The following is a 17,196-nucleotide window of genomic DNA, read 5'->3' on the forward strand; positions in this document are numbered from 1 at the left end:
AGAAATCAGGCGTCGCTATCCGCTTCGTCGAGATCGGCCTCGGCATCGTCCTGCTCGGCGCCGGCCTTGGAGAGGCCCTTGGCCGCCTTGCGCAGGAGCTTGCGCAACTGCTTGCGCTCCCTGCCATCGAGCTTGTCGAGAAGCTCCTCCTCGACGTCGTTCCAGACCGCGTCGAGCTCGGCCGCGGTCTTCTGGCCCGCTTCGGTCAGCGCGACCTGCACGAGGCGGCCGTCACGGTTGCCGCCCTCGCGCGTCACCAGGCCCTGCAGCGAAAGCCGCCCGATCGTCTTCGACACGGTCGGCGGCTTGACGCGCAGCAGCGCGGCGAGCTCGCCCATCGTCATCGGGGCCGGCTGCAGCGCCTTCAGCGCCTGCTCCTGCCCCGGGAACAACCCCAGGCCATTCAGCCTTTCGCCCATCCGCGAGCGGTGCAGCCGCGCGGTGACGAGCAGGGCACGGCCGACGCTCTTCTCGATTGCCTTGGTCATGGGGTCGATCCTTCGGGCCGATCCTTGGACGGATAAGCGAGACGCTTCGCCGGCTGCGTATTCGCGCGCGAACATGACAGACGGATGACAACCGGATGTCAGAGCGAAGAGGACGCGAGTTTCGCCGCGACTTTTTTCAGGAAGGCCGCCCGGCTGGCCGGTGTCGAGAGGTTCATCTCATAATGGGCGAGATAGGTCGTGCGCGCCAGCGGATGACAGACGGCCCGCAGGGCCCGGCACACCGCCTTGCGCGGCGGATCGCCCATCAGGAAGGCGCGCCAGCGCGAGCCGCCATAGCTCGTCACGGCGACGAGCCGGCGAATATTGTGCAGAGCCGGCTGTGCCTTGCCCTCGATCATCTCGAAGGACACGCCGGGCAGGAAGACGCGATCGAGGAAGCCCTTCAGGATCGCGGGATAGCCGAAATTCCAGACCGGGAAGCACAGCACCAGCGCGTCGGCCCGCTTCACCCGCTCGACATAGGCAGCAACCGGCAATGTGTTGCTGGCTGTGTCGTGATAGCCGCGCCGCTCCTCCCGGCTCAGCACCGGGTCGAAGCCCTCGGCATAGAGGTCGCAATCATCGACCTCGTGCCCCGCGGCCTTCAGACTGGCGACCACCGTCTCGTGGATCGCGGCGCCGAAGCTTTCCGGCACCGGATGGGCGTAGAGGATGAGGACGCGCATGGTGCTTAGCCGACTCCGGCCTCGGTCAGGCTGCGGAACAGGAAGGTCTTGCCGGAGCGATAATCGTAGGCCGGGTCCTCCCAGGCGATCATCTTGCCGGGATTGAGCAGGCCCTGCGGATCGGCTTCGCGCTTGAAGGCGAGCTGTGTCTCGTCGGTCTGCTTCATGCCGCCCTCCTCCAGCGTGTAGCGATGCGGGTTGAAGATCGGCGCGCCCATCTCCTCATGGATCGCCATGATCTCCTCCAGCCGCTCCTCGCTGGTGAAGCGCACCAGCGGTAGCCCGAAGCAGGTGATCTTGCCGTCGAAGCGCACGAATTCGAGATGGCAGGTCACCTCGTCGCCGAAGCGGGCATGGATCTTGTCCACGAGATCGACCTGGTTCGGATAGGGATAGAGCACCTGCAGATAGGTGATCTTGGGATCCACCCTCAGCGCCCTCAGCGTCGTGTGGTTCCAGCCGAGCTCATAGGCCGGTGGCAGGCCCTTGGCATCCTCGGGCGAGAGCTTGTCGGTGCGCAGCAGGAGCTCCGCGCCCTTGAAGCGCCGCGCATAGGCGCAGAGCGCATCGACCGCGAAATCGGCGGCCATGACGATGACGAGATGGCTGTCGCGCGGCAGGAACTTACGATGGCGCAGGAAATAGTCATGCGGTGCGGGCGCCGCGACGACGCAGAGATTCTTCAGCGCAAGCCCGTCCTGTTCGCCGACCGCATTGGCGAATTCGGTCGCAGCCCGCAGGTGCTCGAAGCCGACGATGACGTCGACCCAATTGTAAGCGGGACCGAGTGGCATCTCGACCTCGGTGATGATGCCATTGGTGCCATAGGCATGCGCGACCTTGTGCAGATCCTCGCCGGAGAATTCGAGGATGCGCGGGCTTTTCTCCATCGTCGCGACCTTGAGCCGGATGATGTTGCCCCAGTCGCGCAGGCCGCCCCATTTGATCGAGCCGACGCCGCCCGAGCCGCCGGCGATGAAGCCGCCGATCGAGGCGGTCTGGTAGGTGGACGGGTGCAGGCGCAGTTCCTGCCGCGAATGGGCGCGGGTCTCGTCGTCGATCCGAGCCATGATCGCGCCGGGTTCGGCGACATAGCGGCCGGCGGCGATCTCCTTGACCTTGTTGAAGCCGGAGAGATCGAGCAGCACGCCGCCGGACAAAGGCATCGCCTGGCCGTAATTGCCCGTGCCGGTGCCGCGCGGCGTCACGGGGATGCCGAGCTCGTGGCAGGCGGCGAGCACCTGCACCACCTCCGCCTCGCTCGTCGGCGAGACCACGATATCGGCAACGACATGGTCGAGCTGGCGCTTCAGGATCGGCGAGTACCAGAAGAAGTCGCGGCTCTTCTGCTTCACCAGCGCCGGGTTCTCCTCGGTGCGGATGCTGCCAAGGCGCCTTTTTAGCGTGGCGATGTCGTAGCGTGCGGTCATGATGCTCTGCCCATCAGATGGTCGAGTTCGCGGTAGTCCGGCAAGGTCCGGTCGATCGCACGGCCGGAAACCAGCACGGTGCGGTCGGCCTGCGGCCGGGAGAAGAGTTCGGTCCAGTCGCGCGCCCGCATCAGGATGAGATCGGCCGGCGCACCGACGGCAATGACGCCGGCTTCGATGCCCATCACCTGCGCTGGCGCACGCGCCACGGCATTGGCCCAATCCGGCCCGGAATGGTCGAGCTGGAGGATGCGCGTGCCCTCGCGCAGCACCTCGACGAGGTCGAGGTCGCCATAGGCGTAGAACGGGTCACGCGTGTTGTCGGAGGCGATCATCACCGGCACGCCGGCGGCCTTCAATTCATGCAGCGCCGTGACGCCGCGCCAGCGTGGCGTGCGGCCGGGCTGGCGGTCCTGCAAGTACATGTTGCACAGCGGCAGCGAGACCACAGCGATCCCGGCCTCGCGGACCTTGGCGATGATGCGCGCCTCATCCTCCGGCGCCTGCAGCGCCAGCGAGCAGCAATGCCCGCACAGGATTTTGCCCTCGAAGCGATGCCGCAAAGCCGCATCGGCGATGTGCTCCAAGGAGCGGGCCGCCGGGTCATTGGTCTCGTCGACATGGAAGTCGAGATCGAAGCCGTTCTCGATCGCCGCCCGGAACAGGATATCGAGCGCCCGGTCGAGTTCCGGGATCATATAGGTGACGCAGCCGAGCAACCTGTCGCCATGCGCCTTCACCGCGGCGATCACCGCCTGCATATGCGCGGGGTCGAGCGCGGCATCGGCGCCAAAGAGGGGTGATGCCTGCAACGCGATGCGCCCGGCCCACTCCGCCCGCAGCTCGGCATAAACAGGCCAGGAAATTCCGATCTGCTTGCCCAGCGAATCGAGATGCGTCCGCATCGCCGCCGTGCCATGGGCGAAGGCGCCGCGCAGCGAGAACTCCATGCGCGCCCGCACATCCCCAGCCGACCAGTTGGCCTCGCGATCGGCGCCGACCGTATTCAGCGCGCCCGGAAAGGTGCCGTCCGGATTGGGGCTGCGCGGCCAGATATGGCCCTTGTCGAGATGAACGTGAGCGTCGACGAGCCGCGGCAGCGCGATGCCACCGTCGAGGCTTAGGACAGGCCCCGCCCCAACGGGTGCCATCCCGGCAGGCTCGATCGCTGTGATGCGACCGTCCGCGACGGCGAGGTCGACACGCGCCAGCCCATTGCGGTCAGCCGGGATATCGCCGCCCTCGATCAGGCAGGCAGGCACACGCAGATCGGTCAGGCGGAAGGCCGGCGCATCGGGCAGGCGGGCGAAACCGGTCGTCACGTTGTCTCGCCTCTCCTGCCTCTCAAGCTCCGGATCGGAGATACCGGGCCGACCGGACGCTCGCAAGCCGCACCGCCCTTTCCTCCCCCGCCGATGACGTCGCAGCCGGGAAAGCCATGCATTCAGGCTTGTCCAGCCCGGCCGGATCGCGCATGAGGGCGGCATCATCAGCCAACACGAGGTCGAACCCATGACCGGCGAAGCCCGCATCATCGACGGCAAGGCCACCGCGGCCGCGCTCAGGGCCGAGATCGGTCGCGAGGTCGCGGCGATCAAGGCGGCGCGGGGCATCGTGCCCGGCCTCCATGTCGTCCTCGTCGGCGAGGATCCGGCGAGCAAGGTCTATGTCGCCTCGAAGGAGAAGCTCGCGGTCGAGATCGGCATGAACTCGGTCGCGCATCGGCTGCCGGCAGACACGACCGAGGCGGAACTCCTCACCAAGCTCGCCGCGCTCAACGCCGACGACAGCGTCGACGGCATCCTCGTGCAGCTTCCGCTGCCCAAGCATATCGACACCGGCCGCATTATCGACGCCATCGATCCGGCCAAGGATGTCGACGGCCTGCACCCGATCAATGCCGGCCTGCTGGCCGGCGGCAAGAACGGCCTCGTGCCCTGCACGCCGCTCGGCTCCATGCTCTTGCTGAAGCAGGCGCTGCCATCGCTGTCCGGGCTCGACGCCGTGGTGATCGGCCGCTCCGAGCTTGTCGGTCGTCCGGTCGCACAGCTTCTGCTTCAGGCCGACTGCACCGTCACCATCGCCCATTCGCGCACGCGCGACCTGGCCTCCGTGGTGAAGCGCGCCGATATCGTCATCGCCGCGGTCGGCCGGCCGCGCATGGTCAAGGGCGACTGGATCAAGCCGGGCGCGACCGTGATCGATGTCGGCATCAACCGCCTGCCCGACGGCAAGCTGACCGGCGACGTCGATTTCGCGGAGGCCGTGAAGGTCGCGGGCGCGATCACCCCGGTTCCCGGCGGCGTCGGCCCGATGACCATCGCCTGCCTGCTCAAGAACACGCTGACGGCGTTCCACGCCCGGCGGGGCTAAGCTCAGCGGTCAGGCTTTTCCCAGTAGTCCTCGAACGAAAAAGGAGCTGCAGTCCTGCAGCTCCTTTTTTCATTCTTGGCGCAGGGCCGCACCAGAGGCACGGCCCGCCAGCCCGATCACATATGGATCTGGCGCTTCTCGACCGCCATCGCGGCTTCCTTCACCGCCTCGGCCAGCGTCGGATGGGCGTGGCAGGTGCGAGCGAGGTCTTCCGAGGAGCCGCCGAACTCCATAAGCACGGTCACTTCCGCGATCAGGTCGCCGGCATGCGGGCCGATGATGTGGCAGCCGAGCACGCGGTCGGTCGCCGCATCGGCCAGCACCTTCACGAAACCGTCCGTGTGGCGCATGGCGCGGGCGCGGCCGTTCGCCGTGAACGGGAACTTGCCGACCTTGTAGGCGACGCCGGCCGCCTGCAGCTCTTCCTCGGTCTTGCCGATCGCGGCGACTTCCGGCGCGGTGTAGACGATGCCGGGAATCGCGTCGTAGTTCACATGGCCATGCTTGCCGGCGATGATCTCGGCGACGGCAACGCCCTCGTCCTCGGCCTTATGCGCCAGCATCGGCCCGCGCACCACGTCGCCGATCGCGTAGATGCCGGCGACATTGGTCTTGAAATGATCGTCGATGACGACGCGGCCCTTCTCGGTGGCGACACCGGCCTTGTCGAGGCCGAGGCCATCCGTGTTCGGGCGACGGCCGATCGCGACCAGCACGATATCGGCGTTGAGCGTGGTCGCCGTGCCGCCGGCGGCGGGCTCGACGGTGACGGTCGCGCCCTTCTTGCCCGTCTCGACCTTGGTGACCTTGGAGCCGAGCTGGAAGGTGAAGCCCTGCTTCTGCAGGATGCGCTGGAACTGCTTGGCGACCTCGCCATCCATGCCGGGCAGGATGCGGTCGAGATATTCGACGACGGTGACCTTGGCGCCGAGGCGCGCCCAGACCGAACCGATCTCGAGGCCGATCACGCCGGCGCCGACCACGACGAGCTCCTTCGGCACGGCGCCGATCTCGAGCGCGCCGGTCGAGGTCACCACGGTCTTCTCGTCGACGGTCACGCCCGGCAGCGGCGCCGATTCCGAACCCGTCGCGATGACGATGTTCTTGGTCTCGATCTCCTGCGCCTTGCCGTCTTCGGCGGTCACGACGACCTTGCCGGCGGCGGGGATCGAGGCGGTGCCGTGGAAGGCGTCAATCTTGTTCTTCTTCAGCAGGAAGCCGACGCCGGTGACGTTCGCGTCAATCGTCTCCTGCTTGTGGGCCATCATCGCCTTGAGATCGAGCTTCGGCTTGCCGACGACGATGCCGAGCTTCTCGAAGGTGTGGCCGGCTTCCTCGAACATCTCGGAAGCGTGCAGCAGCGCCTTGGACGGGATGCAGCCGACATTGAGGCAGGTGCCGCCATGGGTCTTGCGCTTCTCGACCACCGCGACCTTGAGGCCGAGCTGGGCGGCGCGGATGGCGCAGACATAGCCGCCGGGGCCGGTTCCGATGACGACGAGATCGTAGGCCGCAGCCATGGTGACTTCCTTTCCTGTGTTCGAATGCGGCGGCGCTTCAGCGCCCGCCGGTCACGTTCAAGACGGTTCCGTTGGTGTAGGAGGCCTCGTCCGAAAGCAGCCAGGCGATCGCCTGCGCCACCTCGCGCGCCGTGCCCTCGCGCTTCATCGGAAGCTGGTCGCGCAAGGCAGCGACGCGATCGGGCATGCCGCCGCTGGCATGGATCTCCGTATCGATGATGCCGGGCCGGACGGCGTTGACCCGGATGCCCTCGGCGGCGACCTCGCGAGCCAGGCCAAGCGTGAAGATGTCGATGCCGGCTTTCGCCGCGGCATAGTCGAGATATTGTCCGGCGCCCGCCAGCACCGCCGCCGCGGAGGACAGGTTGACGATGCCGCCGCCCTGCCCGCCATGGCGGGTCGACATCCGCTTCACCGCCTCGCGGGCGCAGAGGAAGCTGCCGGTCAGGTTGATCCGGAACATCCGGTCAAGCCGGGCGAGGTCCATCTCGTCGAGGCGCTGCGGGGCATCGATGACGCCGGCATTGTTGACCAGCGCCGTCAGGCGCCCGAGCTGGTCGGCGGCCGCGAAGATCGCAGCGACATCGGCCTCATTGCCGACATCGCCCTTGACCGCGATCGCCTGCCGGCCCTGGCCGTTGATGGCCGCGACCGTATCAGTCGCGGCCTCAGTATTGGACTGGTAGTTGACGACGAGATCGTAGCCGCGCTCCGCGAGCAGGATCGCGGTCGCCCGGCCGATTCCCCGGCTGCCGCCGGTGACGATCGCAACGCCCGACATATCCCGCTCCGCGCGATCAGAGATCGAGGACGAGGCGCGCCGGGTCCTCCAGGCCTTCCTTGATGCGAACGAGGAAGGTCACGGCTTCCTTGCCGTCGATGATGCGGTGGTCGTAGCTGACCGCGAGATACATCATCGGGCGGATCTCGATCTTGCCGCCGACGACGACCGGGCGCTCCTGGATCTTGTGCATGCCCAGGATCGCCGACTGCGGCGCGTTCAGGATCGGGGTCGACATCAGCGAGCCGTAGACGCCGCCATTCGAGATGGTGAAGGTGCCGCCCTGCATCTCCTCGATCGAGAGCTTGCCGTCGCGGGCCTTCTTGCCGAACTCGCCGATCTTCTTCTCGACGCCGGCGATCGAAAGCTCGTCCGCATCGCGCACGACCGGAACCACCAGGCCCTTCTCGGTGCCGACGGCGACGCCGATATGGTAGTAGTTCTTGTAGATGATGTCGGTGCCGTCGATCTCGGCATTGACCGCCGGGATCTCCTTCAGCGCCTGGACGCAGGCCTTCACGAAGAAGCCCATGAAGCCGAGCTTCACGCCGTGCTTCTTCTCGAACACGTCCTTGTACTGGTTGCGCAGCGCCATCACGCCGGACATGTCGACCTCGTTGAAGGTCGTCAGCATCGCCGCGTTGGACTGGGCTTCCTTGAGGCGGCGCGCGATGGTCTGGCGCAGCTTGGTCATCTTGACGCGCTCTTCGCGGGCGCCGTCATCCGGCGCCGACGGGGCGCGGACCGCGACCGGAGCAGGTGCTGCGGCCGGAGCGGCGGCACCACCGGTCGCGATCGCGGCAAGCATGTCGCCCTTGGTCACGCGTCCGTCCTTGCCCGAGGCAGCGACCTTCGAAGGATCGACGCCGCTCTCGGCAGCGAGGCGCGAGACGGCCGGGCCGGAATCGGCCGCCTTGGTCGCCGGCTTGATCTGGGTGTCGCCGGCGATCTCGCCGGTCTTCTTCTCGGCAGCGGCGACGGTCTCCTCGCCGGCCTTGCCGGCGGCCTGCGCGACAGCCGTGTCGGCTTTCTTCTCTTCCGCCTTGGGTGCGGCAGCCTTGCCGTCGCCCGCCGTGATCGTGCCGAGCAGCGCGCTGACGCCGACCGTGTCGCCTTCCTTGGCGACGATCTCGCCGAGCACGCCGGCGGCCGGCGCGTTGACTTCCAGCGTCACCTTGTCGGTTTCGAGCTCGACCAGGGGCTCGTCGGCCTTCACCGCCTCGCCCGGCTTCTTGAACCACTTGCCGATGGTGGCCTCGGAAACGGATTCGCCGAGGGTGGGTACGCGGATTTCGGTCGCCATGTCAGGCCTCTTCTTATTCGGATCTCGTGGAGGTCATCCCGGGCTTAAGCGAAGCGCAGACCCGGGATCCATTCCGGAACGGTTCAGGCATGGATCCCGGATCGGCGCCGCTGACGCGGCTTGTCCGGGATGACACCAAGTTTAAGCGGCAAATGCCTCGTCGAGGAAGGCGTTGAGCTGGGCGAGATGCTTGGACATCAGGCCGGTCGCGGTCGCGGCCGAGGCCGGGCGGCCGACATAGCGCGGACGCTTCGACTTCGAGCCGGCATGGCCCAGAACCCATTCCAGGTAGGGCTCGACGAAGGTCCAGGAGCCCATGTTCTTCGGCTCCTCCTGGCACCAGACCACGTCGGCGCCCTTGAAGCGCGCCAGCTCCTGCGCCAGCGTCTTCAGCGGGAACGGGTAGAGCTGCTCGACGCGCATCAGGTAGACATCGTCGACGCCGCGCTTCTCGCGCTCCTCCAGCAGGTCGAAATAGACCTTGCCCGAGCAGAGCACGACACGGCGGATCTTCGAGTCCTTGACCAGCTTGGTGGTCGACTTGCCCCGCTCGGCATCGTCGGCCAGCACGCGGTGGAAGGTCGAGCCCTCGGCCAGTTCGCTGAGGTCGGAGAGGCAGCGCTTGTGGCGCAGCAGCGACTTCGGCGTCATCAGGATCAGCGGCTTGCGGAAGTCGCGCTTCAGCTGGCGGCGCAGGATGTGGAAATAGCTCGCAGGCGTCGAGCAGTTCGCCACCTGCATGTTGTCCTCGGCGCACATCTGCAGGAAGCGCTCCAGGCGGGCGGAGGAGTGCTCCGGACCCTGGCCCTCATAGCCATGCGGCAGCAGGCAGACGAGGCCGGACATGCGCAGCCACTTGCGCTCGCCCGACGAGATGAACTGGTCGAACACGACCTGCGCGCCGTTGGCGAAATCGCCGAACTGCGCTTCCCAGCAGGTCAGGGCGTTCGGCTCCGACAGGGTGTAGCCGTATTCGAAGCCGAGCACAGCCTCTTCCGAGAGCATCGAATTGATGACCTCGTAGCGCGCCTGGCCTTCGCGGATGTCGTTCAGCGAGGTGTGGCGCGCCTCGGTCTCCTGGTCGATCAGCACCGAATGGCGCTGCGAGAAGGTGCCGCGCTCGCAATCCTGGCCGGAGAGGCGCACCGGATTGCCGTCGAGCAAGAGCGAGCCGAAAGCCAGCGATTCCGCCGTCGCCCAGTCGATGCCCTCGCCGGCCTCGACCGCCTTCTTGCGGTTGTCGAGGAAGCGCTGGATCGTCTTGTGGACGTTGAAGCCGGCCGGAACAGCCGTGATCTTCTCGGTGATCTCCTTGAGCACCGCCGCCGGCACGCCGGTGGCGCCGCGGCGCGGATCGTCCTCATCGGCGCGGATCGCCTTCATGCCGGCCCAGCGGCCGTCGAGCCAGTCTGCCTTGTTCGGCTTGAAGGCCTGGCCGGCGTCGAACTCGACCTCCAGCTTCGCCTTCCAGGCGGCGCGCATCGCGTCGAGCTCGCCGGCTTCGATCACGCCCTCGGCCGCGAGCTTCTCGCCGTAGAGCTCCAGCGTCGACTTGTGGCCGCGGATCTTGCGGTACATCAGCGGCTGGGTGAAGCCCGGCTCATCGCCTTCGTTATGGCCGAAGCGGCGATAGCAGAACATGTCGATGACGACCGGCTTGTGGAATTTCTGCCGGAACTCGATCGCGACCTTGGCGGCGAAGACCACCGCTTCCGGATCGTCGCCGTTCACATGGAAGACCGGGGCCTCGACCATCTTCGCCACGTCGGACGGATAGGGCGAGGAGCGCGAATAGCGCGGATAGGTGGTGAAGCCGATCTGGTTGTTGATGATGAAATGCAGCGAGCCGCCGGTGCGGTGGCCCTTCAGCCCGGACAGGCCGAGGCATTCCGCCACGACGCCCTGGCCGGCGAAGGCCGCGTCGCCATGGATCAGCAGCGGCAGCACCTTGGAGCGCTCGACGATATCGCCGAACTGGTCCTGCTTGGCGCGCACCTTGCCGAGCACGACCGGGTCGACGATCTCGAGATGCGACGGGTTGGCGGTCAGCGAGACGTGGACGTTGTTGCCGTCGAACTCGCGATCGGCGGACGCACCGAGATGGTACTTCACGTCGCCCGAGCCCTCGACGTCATCAGGCGCGAAGGAACCGCCCTTGAACTCGTGGAAGAGCGCGCGATGCGGCTTGCCCAGAACCTGGGTCAGCACGTTCAGGCGGCCGCGATGGGCCATGCCGAAGACGATGTCGCGCACGCCGAGCGCGCCGCCGCGCTTGATGATCTGCTCCAGCGCCGGAACCAGTGCCTCGCCGCCGTCCAGGCCGAAGCGCTTGGTGCCGGTGAACTTGAGGTCGAGGAACTTCTCGAAGCCCTCGGCCTCGACGAGCTTGTTGACGATCGCGCGCTTACCCTCGCGGGTGAAGGCGATCTCCTTGTCCGGCCCCTCGATGCGCTCCTGCAGCCAGGCCTTCTGCTCGGGGTCGGAGATATGCATGAACTCGATGCCGACCGTACCGCAATAGGTCCTCTGCAGCACCGCGACCATCTCGCGGACGGTGGCGAACTCCATGCCGAGCACGTTGTCGATGAAGACCTTGCGGTCGAGATCGGCCTCGCCGAAGCCGAAGGCGGCCGGCGACAGTTCCTCATGATCGGTGCGGCTCTCGATGCCCAGCGGATCGAGCTTGGCATGGAAATGACCGCGCATCCGGTAGGCGCGGATCAGCATGATCGCGCGTACCGAGTCGCGGGTCGCCTGCTGCACGTCGGCGGCGGAGAGCACGGTGCCGGCGGCCTTCGCCTTGGCGCCGAGCTTATCGGAGATCACCTTCTCGACCACGGCCCAGTTGCCGTCCAGCGCCGAGACGAGCTCGCCATTGGCGACGACCGGCCAGTTCGGCTTCTTCCAGGAGGCGCCCTTGGCATTCTGCAGGACGGCTTCCTTGTCGTCCTTCAGCGCGCCGAAGAAGCTCTGCCACTGCTCGTCGACCGATGTCGGGTCGGACTCGTAGCGGGCATAGAGATCCTCGATATAGGCGGCGTTGCCACCATAGAGGAAGCCGGTCTGCGCGAGAGCCTCGTTGATGTCCTGGCGAGCCATGATGCTCCTGCCTTCCTTCGCCGCTTTAAGCCATGTCCGAACCCTTGCCCGGACATCATTCAATCTGTCGTCATGCCCGGGCCTGACCCGAGCAACCTCTCGGGATTTGGCGGCGCGTCATGGCCAGCTCAAGGCCGGCCATGACGCGCTAAAACGCCTCAGCCCTTCAACACTTCCACCAAGGTCTTTCCAAGGCGCGCCGGCGAGGGCGAGACCCGGATGCCGGCCGCTTCCATCGCCGCGATCTTGTCCTCGGCGCCGCCCTTGCCGCCCGAGATGATCGCGCCGGCATGGCCCATGCGGCGGCCGGGAGGAGCCGTGCGGCCGGCGATGAAGCCGACCATCGGCTTCTTGCGGCCGCGCTTCGCCTCGTCCTTGATGAACTGCGCCGCGTCCTCTTCGGCCGAGCCGCCGATCTCGCCGATCATGACGATCGAGGTGGTCTTGTCGTCGGCCAGGAACATCTCGAGCATGTCGATGAACTCGGTGCCCTTGACCGGGTCGCCGCCGATGCCAACGGCCGTGGTCTGGCCGAGGCCCTCGTTCGTGGTCTGGAACACCGCCTCATAGGTCAGCGTGCCCGAGCGCGAAACGATGCCGACATTGCCCGGCTTGAAGATGTTCGCCGGCATGATGCCGATCTTCGACTGGCCGGCGGTGACGACGCCGGGGCAGTTCGGGCCGATCAGGCGGGTCTTGGAGCCGACCAGCGAACGCTTGACGCGCACCATGTCGAGCACCGGGATGCCCTCGGTGATGCAGATCACCAGCGGGATCTCGGCATCGATCGCCTCGCAGATCGCGTCGGCGGCGCCCGGAGGCGGCACGTAGACAACGGACGCCGTGGCGCCGGTCTTGGCCTTGGCCTCGTGCACGCTGTCGAAGACGGGCAGGCCGAGATGGAGCGAGCCGCCCTTGCCCGGCGAGGTGCCGCCGACCATCTGCGTGCCATAGGCGATCGCCTGCTCGGAGTGGAAGGTCCCGTTCTTGCCGGTGAAGCCCTGGCAGATGACCTTGGTGTTCTTGTCGATCAGGATGGACATGTCTGCTCCTCAGGCCTTCTTGATCGCGGCGACGATCTTCTGCGCGGCGTCGTCGAGGTCATCGGCGGGGATGACGTTGAGGCCGGAGTCGCGGATGATCTGCTTGCCCTCCTCGACATTCGTGCCTTCGAGGCGCACCACCAGCGGAACCTGCAGGCCGACCGCCTTCACCGCCGCGATGACGCCGCGCGCGATGACGTCGCACTTCATGATGCCGCCGAAGATGTTGACGAGGATGCCCTTCACCTTCGGGTCGGCGGTGATGATCTTGAACGCCGCCGTCACCTTCTCTTCGCTGGCGCCGCCGCCGACGTCGAGGAAGTTCGCAGGGCTTTCACCGTAGAGTTGGATGATGTCGAGCGTCGCCATGGCGAGGCCGGCGCCGTTGACCATGCAGCCGATCGTGCCATCGAGCGCGATATAGGCGAGGTCGTACTTGGAGGCCTCGATCTCCTTCTCGTCCTCTTCCGTGGTGTCGCGCAGCGCAACCACCTCGGGGTGACGATAGAGCGCGTTCGAGTCGAACGAGACCTTGGCGTCCAGGCACTTGATCTGGCCCTGGGTGGTCACGATCAGCGGGTTGATCTCCAGCATGTCCATGTCCTTGGCCACGAACGCTGCGTAGATCTGGCCGAGCACGGTGCCGGCCTGCTTGGCGAGGTCGCCCTGCAAGCCGAGGATGCGCGCCATGGAACGGCCGTGATGCGGCATGATGCCGGTCGCCGGGTCGACCGAGAAGGTCTCGATCTTCTCGGGCGTGTCATGGGCGACAGCCTCGATGTCCATGCCGCCCTCGGTCGAGATGACGAAGGCGATGCGCGAGGTTTCGCGGTCGACCAGCGCCGAGAGGTAGAACTCCTTCTCGATGTCCGAGCCGTCCTCGATATAGAGGCGGTTGACCTGCTTGCCGGTCTCGCCGGTCTGGATCGTGACCAGCGTGTTGCCGAGCATCTCCTTGGCGTGGGCCTCGACCTCGGCCACCGACTTGGCGAGGCGAACGCCGCCCTTGGCGTCGGGGCCGAGTTCCTTGAACTTGCCCTTGCCGCGCCCGCCGGCGTGGATCTGCGACTTCACGACGTAAAGCGGCCCCGGCAGCTTCTTGGCGGCCTCGACCGCCTCCGCCACCGTGAGAGCCGGGAAACCGGCCGAAACGGGCGCGCCGAATTCCTTGAGGATGGCTTTGCCCTGGTATTCGTGGATGTTCATGTGCTCGGTTTCCCTGACAGCGACAGACAATTGACGAAAGGGCGGCCGCGCGAAACCGCGCCGCCGCCCTTGCTTAACTTACGCGAGTGACGGATCGACGGTCTTGCAGGCGTCGATCAGGTTCTGGACCGAAGCCACCGACTTCGCCAGCATCTCCTTCTCGGCGCCGTTGAGGCGGATCTTGACGACGCGCTCGACGCCCTTGGCACCGATCACGACGGGAACGCCGACAAACATGTCCTTGACGCCGTACTGGCCGCGCAGCGCAGCCGCCGCAGGCAGAACGCGCTTCTGGTCCTTGAGATAGCTCTCGGCCATCGCGATCGCGGAAGCCGCCGGAGCATAGAAAGCCGAGCCGGTCTTGAGCAGGTTGACGATCTCGCCGCCGCCCTTGCGGGTGCGCTCGACGATGGCGTCCAGCTTCTCCTGCGTGGTCCACTTCATCTTGACGAGGTCCGGCAGCGGGATGCCGGCGACGCCCGAGTAGCGGACCAGCGGCACCATGTCGTCGCCATGGCCGCCGAGCACGAAGGCCGAGACGTCCTTGACCGAGACCTGGAACTCCTCGGCGAGGAAGTGACGGAAGCGGGCGCTATCCAGCACGCCGGCCATGCCGCAGATCATGTTGGGCTTCAGGCCCGAGAACTTCTGGAGAGCCCAGACCATCGCATCGAGCGGGTTGGTGATGCAGATCACGAAGGCCTTCGGGGCGTACTGCTTGATGCCTTCGCCGACCGACTTCATCACCTTGAGGTTGATGCCGATCAGGTCGTCGCGGCTCATGCCAGGCTTGCGCGGCACGCCGGCGGTGACGATGATGACGTCGGCGCCCTTGATGTCCTCGTAGGAGTTCGTGCCCTTGTAGCCGGCGTCGAAGCCGTCGACCGGAGCGGACTCGGCGATGTCCAGCCCCTTGCCCTGCGGAATGCCCTCGGCGATGTCGAACAGGACGACGTCGCCCAGTTCCTTGAGGCCGGCGAGGTGAGCGAGCGTGCCACCGATCTGGCCGGAGCCGATGAGGGCGATCTTCTTACGGGCCATTGCCTAGTCCTTTTGTTTCTGGCGCGACCATCGATCCGGCTGCTGCCGGCTTCGACATTCAAAATGCCTTGGCGCTGCGACAGGTCGGCTCCCGGTGGGAGCCGGCCAAACCGTGCGTTCCTTTGGCCCAAACCGGCCTTTTGCCGCAACCCTCGCCGCAAAAGCGGCTTTTCTCGGGCACCGGAGTGCCTCGCGCGATAGCGCGCGAGGCACGTCTATATTTTTCAATAACTTAGAAGAAGCAAAGAACAGCACTCGGTTCCACCAGGAACGAAAATCGATAATTACAATTTACAGATATTGTAATTGGTAACCGGATTATTCACACGATCCCGCTGCCGAGCACCCGCAGGATCACACGGATCAGGGTCGAGAGTCGGGTGTCGACCGAGGCCTGCGGCACATCGGCTTCAAGCGCGAGCGAGGCCGGATGGATGAAGCGGTTGGTGGCGTCGATGACGAAGGCGATCGCCCGGTCGCGGTCGCGCGGCTCGAACACGCCGGTGGCCATGCCCTCGTCGACCACCCGCTCGAACAGAGCGCGCACGCGGGTGCGGTTGCGCCGGCTGATCGCGTGCCGCTTGGCCACCGCCAGCGACAGGGCCGCGAAAAGATGCGGCTCCTCGCTCAGCAGGTCGCGATTGGCCTTGGCCAGCGCCAGGATCAGGCGCTCGAGCTTGTCGTCGGCCGGATCGGGTCCGTCGGCAACGTCGGCGAGCCGCCGCTCCGTCGCCTTCAGCCAGACATCGACGACCGCGTCGATCAGCGCCCCCTTGGACGGGAAGTAGCGATAGACATTGGCATGGGTCATGCCCGCCTCTTCCGCCACGGCGACGACGGTGAAGCGCTTCAGCCCGAACTTGCGCAGATGCTCGCCAGCGACCGTGAGGATGCGGGTCTCGCTCGGCTCGCGCTGCGGCATCGTCAAGTCTCGACCAGACCGGTGGTATCCCCGCTCGCGGCCGAATCCGGCCGGCCATGCGGCATCGCAAGGTATTCCTCGGAGCGCATCTCGATCAGGCGGGAGACGGTGCGGTCGAACTCGAAGGCCTCGCGACCCTTGCTCGCCCGATAGAGCTCATGCGGCTCGGCTGCCGCCGAGGCGACCAGCTTCACATGATGCTCGTAGAGCGTGTCGATCAGGATGATGAAGCGCTTGGCCTCGTTGCGCCGGTCGAAATCGAGGATCGGGATATCGTCGAGCACCAGCGTATGGAAGCGCTGCGCCAGGGCGATGTAATCCGACGCGCCATAGGCCTGGGCGCAGAGATCGGCGAAGGCGGCCCGCGCCACGCTGCCAGCCGCCTGCGGCAGGACGAGATCGTGCCCTTGAACGTTGAGCACCGTGCGCTGTCCCTGCGCCGTGCCGGACAGCGCCTTGAAGGCGGCATCGAGCGCAGCCTTCGCCTTCTCGTCGGCGGGCACATGATAGACCGGCGCCCCGCCCAGCTTCTCCAGCCGGAAATCGGTGCGCGCATCGAGCTTCAGCACCTCGACCCTGGTCTGGAGCAGCTCGATGAAGGGCAGGAACAGCGCCCGGTTGAGACCGCCCTCGTAAAGCCGCGACGGCTCGACATTCGAGGTCGCGACCACCACGACGCCCGCCGCGAACAGCGCCGTGAACAGCCGGCCGAGGATCATCGCATCGGCGATGTCGGTGACGGTGAACTCGTCGAAGCAGAGCAGATAGGCCTCATCGGCGAGATCCGCCGCGACCGGCGCGATCGGATCGGAATCCTTGACCTCGCCGCTCTTGATCTTCTGGCGATAGGCATTGATGCGGCCATGCACGTCGGCGAGGAATTCGTGGAAATGCACGCGACGCTTGCGCTTCACCGGCGCGGCCTCGAAGAACATGTCCATCAGCATGGTCTTGCCGCGGCCGACCGAACCCCAGACATAGAGCCCCTTCGGCGCCGCGGCCGTGTCCGGCTTCTTGCCGAAGAGCCAGCCGAGCGCGCTGCCCTTGCGGGCGAGGCGGCGGGCGGCGAGCGTTTCGGTGAGCGCCTCGAGCTTTCTGACCACCGCGACCTGCGCGGGATCGCGCTCGATGGCGCCCGCCTCGACCAGGGCGGCATAACGGTCGGTGATCGAGGCTGACATGACGGCGGGCGCTGGCGATCCGGAAAAGACCTGACCGGGTTACGGCAGCCCTGCCGTCATCGCAAGCCCACCGAGCGAACCTCGCGCGCCGGGAACACATCGTCCTTGCGAGCGAAGCAAAGC

14 protein-coding genes are annotated in these 17,196 nt (G+C 66.4%); 1 reads left to right on the plus strand and 13 read right to left on the minus strand.

Annotated features, from left to right (window positions below):
• Window positions 1-5: 5 nt before the first annotated feature.
• The 4 genes from ACWIEX_RS17725 to ACWIEX_RS17740 all read right to left on the minus strand — a co-directional run bounded on the left by ACWIEX_RS17725 (window position 6) and on the right by ACWIEX_RS17740 (window position 3,926).
• The gene (locus ACWIEX_RS17725; protein WP_454034300.1) at window positions 6-488 is read right to left on the minus strand and encodes a MarR family winged helix-turn-helix transcriptional regulator; all 483 of its coding nucleotides are present in this window, start codon (window positions 486-488) and stop codon (window positions 6-8) included.
• Window positions 489-586: 98 nt separating this feature from the next.
• Window positions 587-1,174 (minus strand): NAD(P)H-dependent oxidoreductase, encoded by a 588-nt coding sequence (locus ACWIEX_RS17730; protein WP_454034301.1) that lies wholly within the window; start codon window positions 1,172-1,174, stop codon window positions 587-589.
• Window positions 1,175-1,179: 5 nt separating this feature from the next.
• On the minus strand, window positions 1,180-2,604 hold the full coding sequence (locus ACWIEX_RS17735; protein ID WP_454034302.1) for an FAD-binding oxidoreductase: 1,425 nt from the start codon (window positions 2,602-2,604) through the stop codon (window positions 1,180-1,182).
• Complete coding sequence (locus ACWIEX_RS17740; protein WP_454034303.1) at window positions 2,601-3,926, minus strand: cytosine deaminase; 1,326 nt, start codon at window positions 3,924-3,926, stop codon at window positions 2,601-2,603. The genes ACWIEX_RS17735 and ACWIEX_RS17740 overlap by 4 nt, the downstream gene beginning before the upstream one ends.
• Before the next feature lie 190 nt (window positions 3,927-4,116).
• On the opposite strand from ACWIEX_RS17740, the gene folD reads away from it, so the two are divergent.
• Window positions 4,117-4,977 (plus strand): bifunctional methylenetetrahydrofolate dehydrogenase/methenyltetrahydrofolate cyclohydrolase FolD, encoded by an 861-nt coding sequence (gene folD, locus ACWIEX_RS17745; RefSeq protein ID WP_454034304.1) that lies wholly within the window; start codon window positions 4,117-4,119, stop codon window positions 4,975-4,977.
• 116 nt (window positions 4,978-5,093) lie between these two features.
• Here the strand turns inward: folD and lpdA are convergent, their stop codons facing one another.
• The 9 genes from lpdA to zapE all read right to left on the minus strand — a co-directional run bounded on the left by lpdA (window position 5,094) and on the right by zapE (window position 17,073).
• Window positions 5,094-6,497 carry a dihydrolipoyl dehydrogenase gene (lpdA, locus tag ACWIEX_RS17750; protein ID WP_454034305.1) on the minus strand — a complete coding sequence of 468 codons (1,404 nt, stop codon included), beginning with the start codon at window positions 6,495-6,497 and terminating at the stop codon, window positions 5,094-5,096.
• A gap of 37 nt (window positions 6,498-6,534) precedes the next feature.
• Window positions 6,535-7,278 carry an SDR family oxidoreductase gene (locus ACWIEX_RS17755; protein WP_454034306.1) on the minus strand — a complete coding sequence of 248 codons (744 nt, stop codon included), beginning with the start codon at window positions 7,276-7,278 and terminating at the stop codon, window positions 6,535-6,537.
• Window positions 7,279-7,294: 16 nt separating this feature from the next.
• Window positions 7,295-8,581, minus strand: coding sequence for a 2-oxoglutarate dehydrogenase complex dihydrolipoyllysine-residue succinyltransferase (gene odhB / locus ACWIEX_RS17760; RefSeq protein WP_454034307.1), 1,287 nt, complete (start codon window positions 8,579-8,581; stop codon window positions 7,295-7,297).
• Window positions 8,582-8,722: 141 nt separating this feature from the next.
• Window positions 8,723-11,680: a 2-oxoglutarate dehydrogenase E1 component gene (locus ACWIEX_RS17765; protein ID WP_454034308.1), complete on the minus strand. Its 2,958-nt coding sequence runs from the start codon at window positions 11,678-11,680 to the stop codon at window positions 8,723-8,725.
• A 158-nt stretch (window positions 11,681-11,838) separates the two neighbouring features.
• Entirely contained in the window at window positions 11,839-12,723 is an 885-nt protein-coding gene (gene sucD / locus ACWIEX_RS17770; RefSeq protein WP_454034309.1) for a succinate--CoA ligase subunit alpha, read from the minus strand.
• Between the two features lie 9 nt (window positions 12,724-12,732).
• Complete coding sequence (gene sucC, locus ACWIEX_RS17775; RefSeq protein ID WP_454034310.1) at window positions 12,733-13,929, minus strand: ADP-forming succinate--CoA ligase subunit beta; 1,197 nt, start codon at window positions 13,927-13,929, stop codon at window positions 12,733-12,735.
• Window positions 13,930-14,007: 78 nt separating this feature from the next.
• On the minus strand, window positions 14,008-14,970 hold the full coding sequence (mdh, locus tag ACWIEX_RS17780) for a malate dehydrogenase (protein ID WP_061969967.1): 963 nt from the start codon (window positions 14,968-14,970) through the stop codon (window positions 14,008-14,010).
• A gap of 322 nt (window positions 14,971-15,292) precedes the next feature.
• A complete protein-coding gene (locus tag ACWIEX_RS17785) occupies window positions 15,293-15,892 on the minus strand; it encodes a TetR/AcrR family transcriptional regulator (RefSeq protein ID WP_454034311.1) in 600 nt (199 codons plus the stop codon).
• Between the two features lie 2 nt (window positions 15,893-15,894).
• On the minus strand, window positions 15,895-17,073 hold the full coding sequence (zapE, locus tag ACWIEX_RS17790; RefSeq protein WP_454034312.1) for a cell division protein ZapE: 1,179 nt from the start codon (window positions 17,071-17,073) through the stop codon (window positions 15,895-15,897).
• Between the last annotated feature and the right edge of the window lie 123 nt (window positions 17,074-17,196).

The organism is Allobosea sp. NPDC055353, from assembly GCF_053644975.1.

What these genes read in the sequence shown, in the direction of transcription:
- ACWIEX_RS17725 (WP_454034300.1), bottom strand. Translation starts at nt 488, where the DNA reads ATGACCAAGGCAATCGAGAAGAGCGTCGGCCGTGCCCTGCTCGTCACC.
- ACWIEX_RS17730 (WP_454034301.1), bottom strand. Translation starts at nt 1,174, where the DNA reads ATGCGCGTCCTCATCCTCTACGCCCATCCGGTGCCGGAAAGCTTCGGC.
- ACWIEX_RS17735 (WP_454034302.1), bottom strand. Translation starts at nt 2,604, where the DNA reads ATGACCGCACGCTACGACATCGCCACGCTAAAAAGGCGCCTTGGCAGC.
- folD (WP_454034304.1), top strand. Translation starts at nt 4,117, where the DNA reads ATGACCGGCGAAGCCCGCATCATCGACGGCAAGGCCACCGCGGCCGCG.
- lpdA (WP_454034305.1), bottom strand. Translation starts at nt 6,497, where the DNA reads ATGGCTGCGGCCTACGATCTCGTCGTCATCGGAACCGGCCCCGGCGGC.
- ACWIEX_RS17755 (WP_454034306.1), bottom strand. Translation starts at nt 7,278, where the DNA reads ATGTCGGGCGTTGCGATCGTCACCGGCGGCAGCCGGGGAATCGGCCGG.
- odhB (WP_454034307.1), bottom strand. Translation starts at nt 8,581, where the DNA reads ATGGCGACCGAAATCCGCGTACCCACCCTCGGCGAATCCGTTTCCGAG.
- ACWIEX_RS17765 (WP_454034308.1), bottom strand. Translation starts at nt 11,680, where the DNA reads ATGGCTCGCCAGGACATCAACGAGGCTCTCGCGCAGACCGGCTTCCTC.
- sucD (WP_454034309.1), bottom strand. Translation starts at nt 12,723, where the DNA reads ATGTCCATCCTGATCGACAAGAACACCAAGGTCATCTGCCAGGGCTTC.
- sucC (WP_454034310.1), bottom strand. Translation starts at nt 13,929, where the DNA reads ATGAACATCCACGAATACCAGGGCAAAGCCATCCTCAAGGAATTCGGC.
- mdh (WP_061969967.1), bottom strand. Translation starts at nt 14,970, where the DNA reads ATGGCCCGTAAGAAGATCGCCCTCATCGGCTCCGGCCAGATCGGTGGC.
- ACWIEX_RS17785 (WP_454034311.1), bottom strand. Translation starts at nt 15,892, where the DNA reads ATGCCGCAGCGCGAGCCGAGCGAGACCCGCATCCTCACGGTCGCTGGC.
- zapE (WP_454034312.1), bottom strand. Translation starts at nt 17,073, where the DNA reads ATGTCAGCCTCGATCACCGACCGTTATGCCGCCCTGGTCGAGGCGGGC.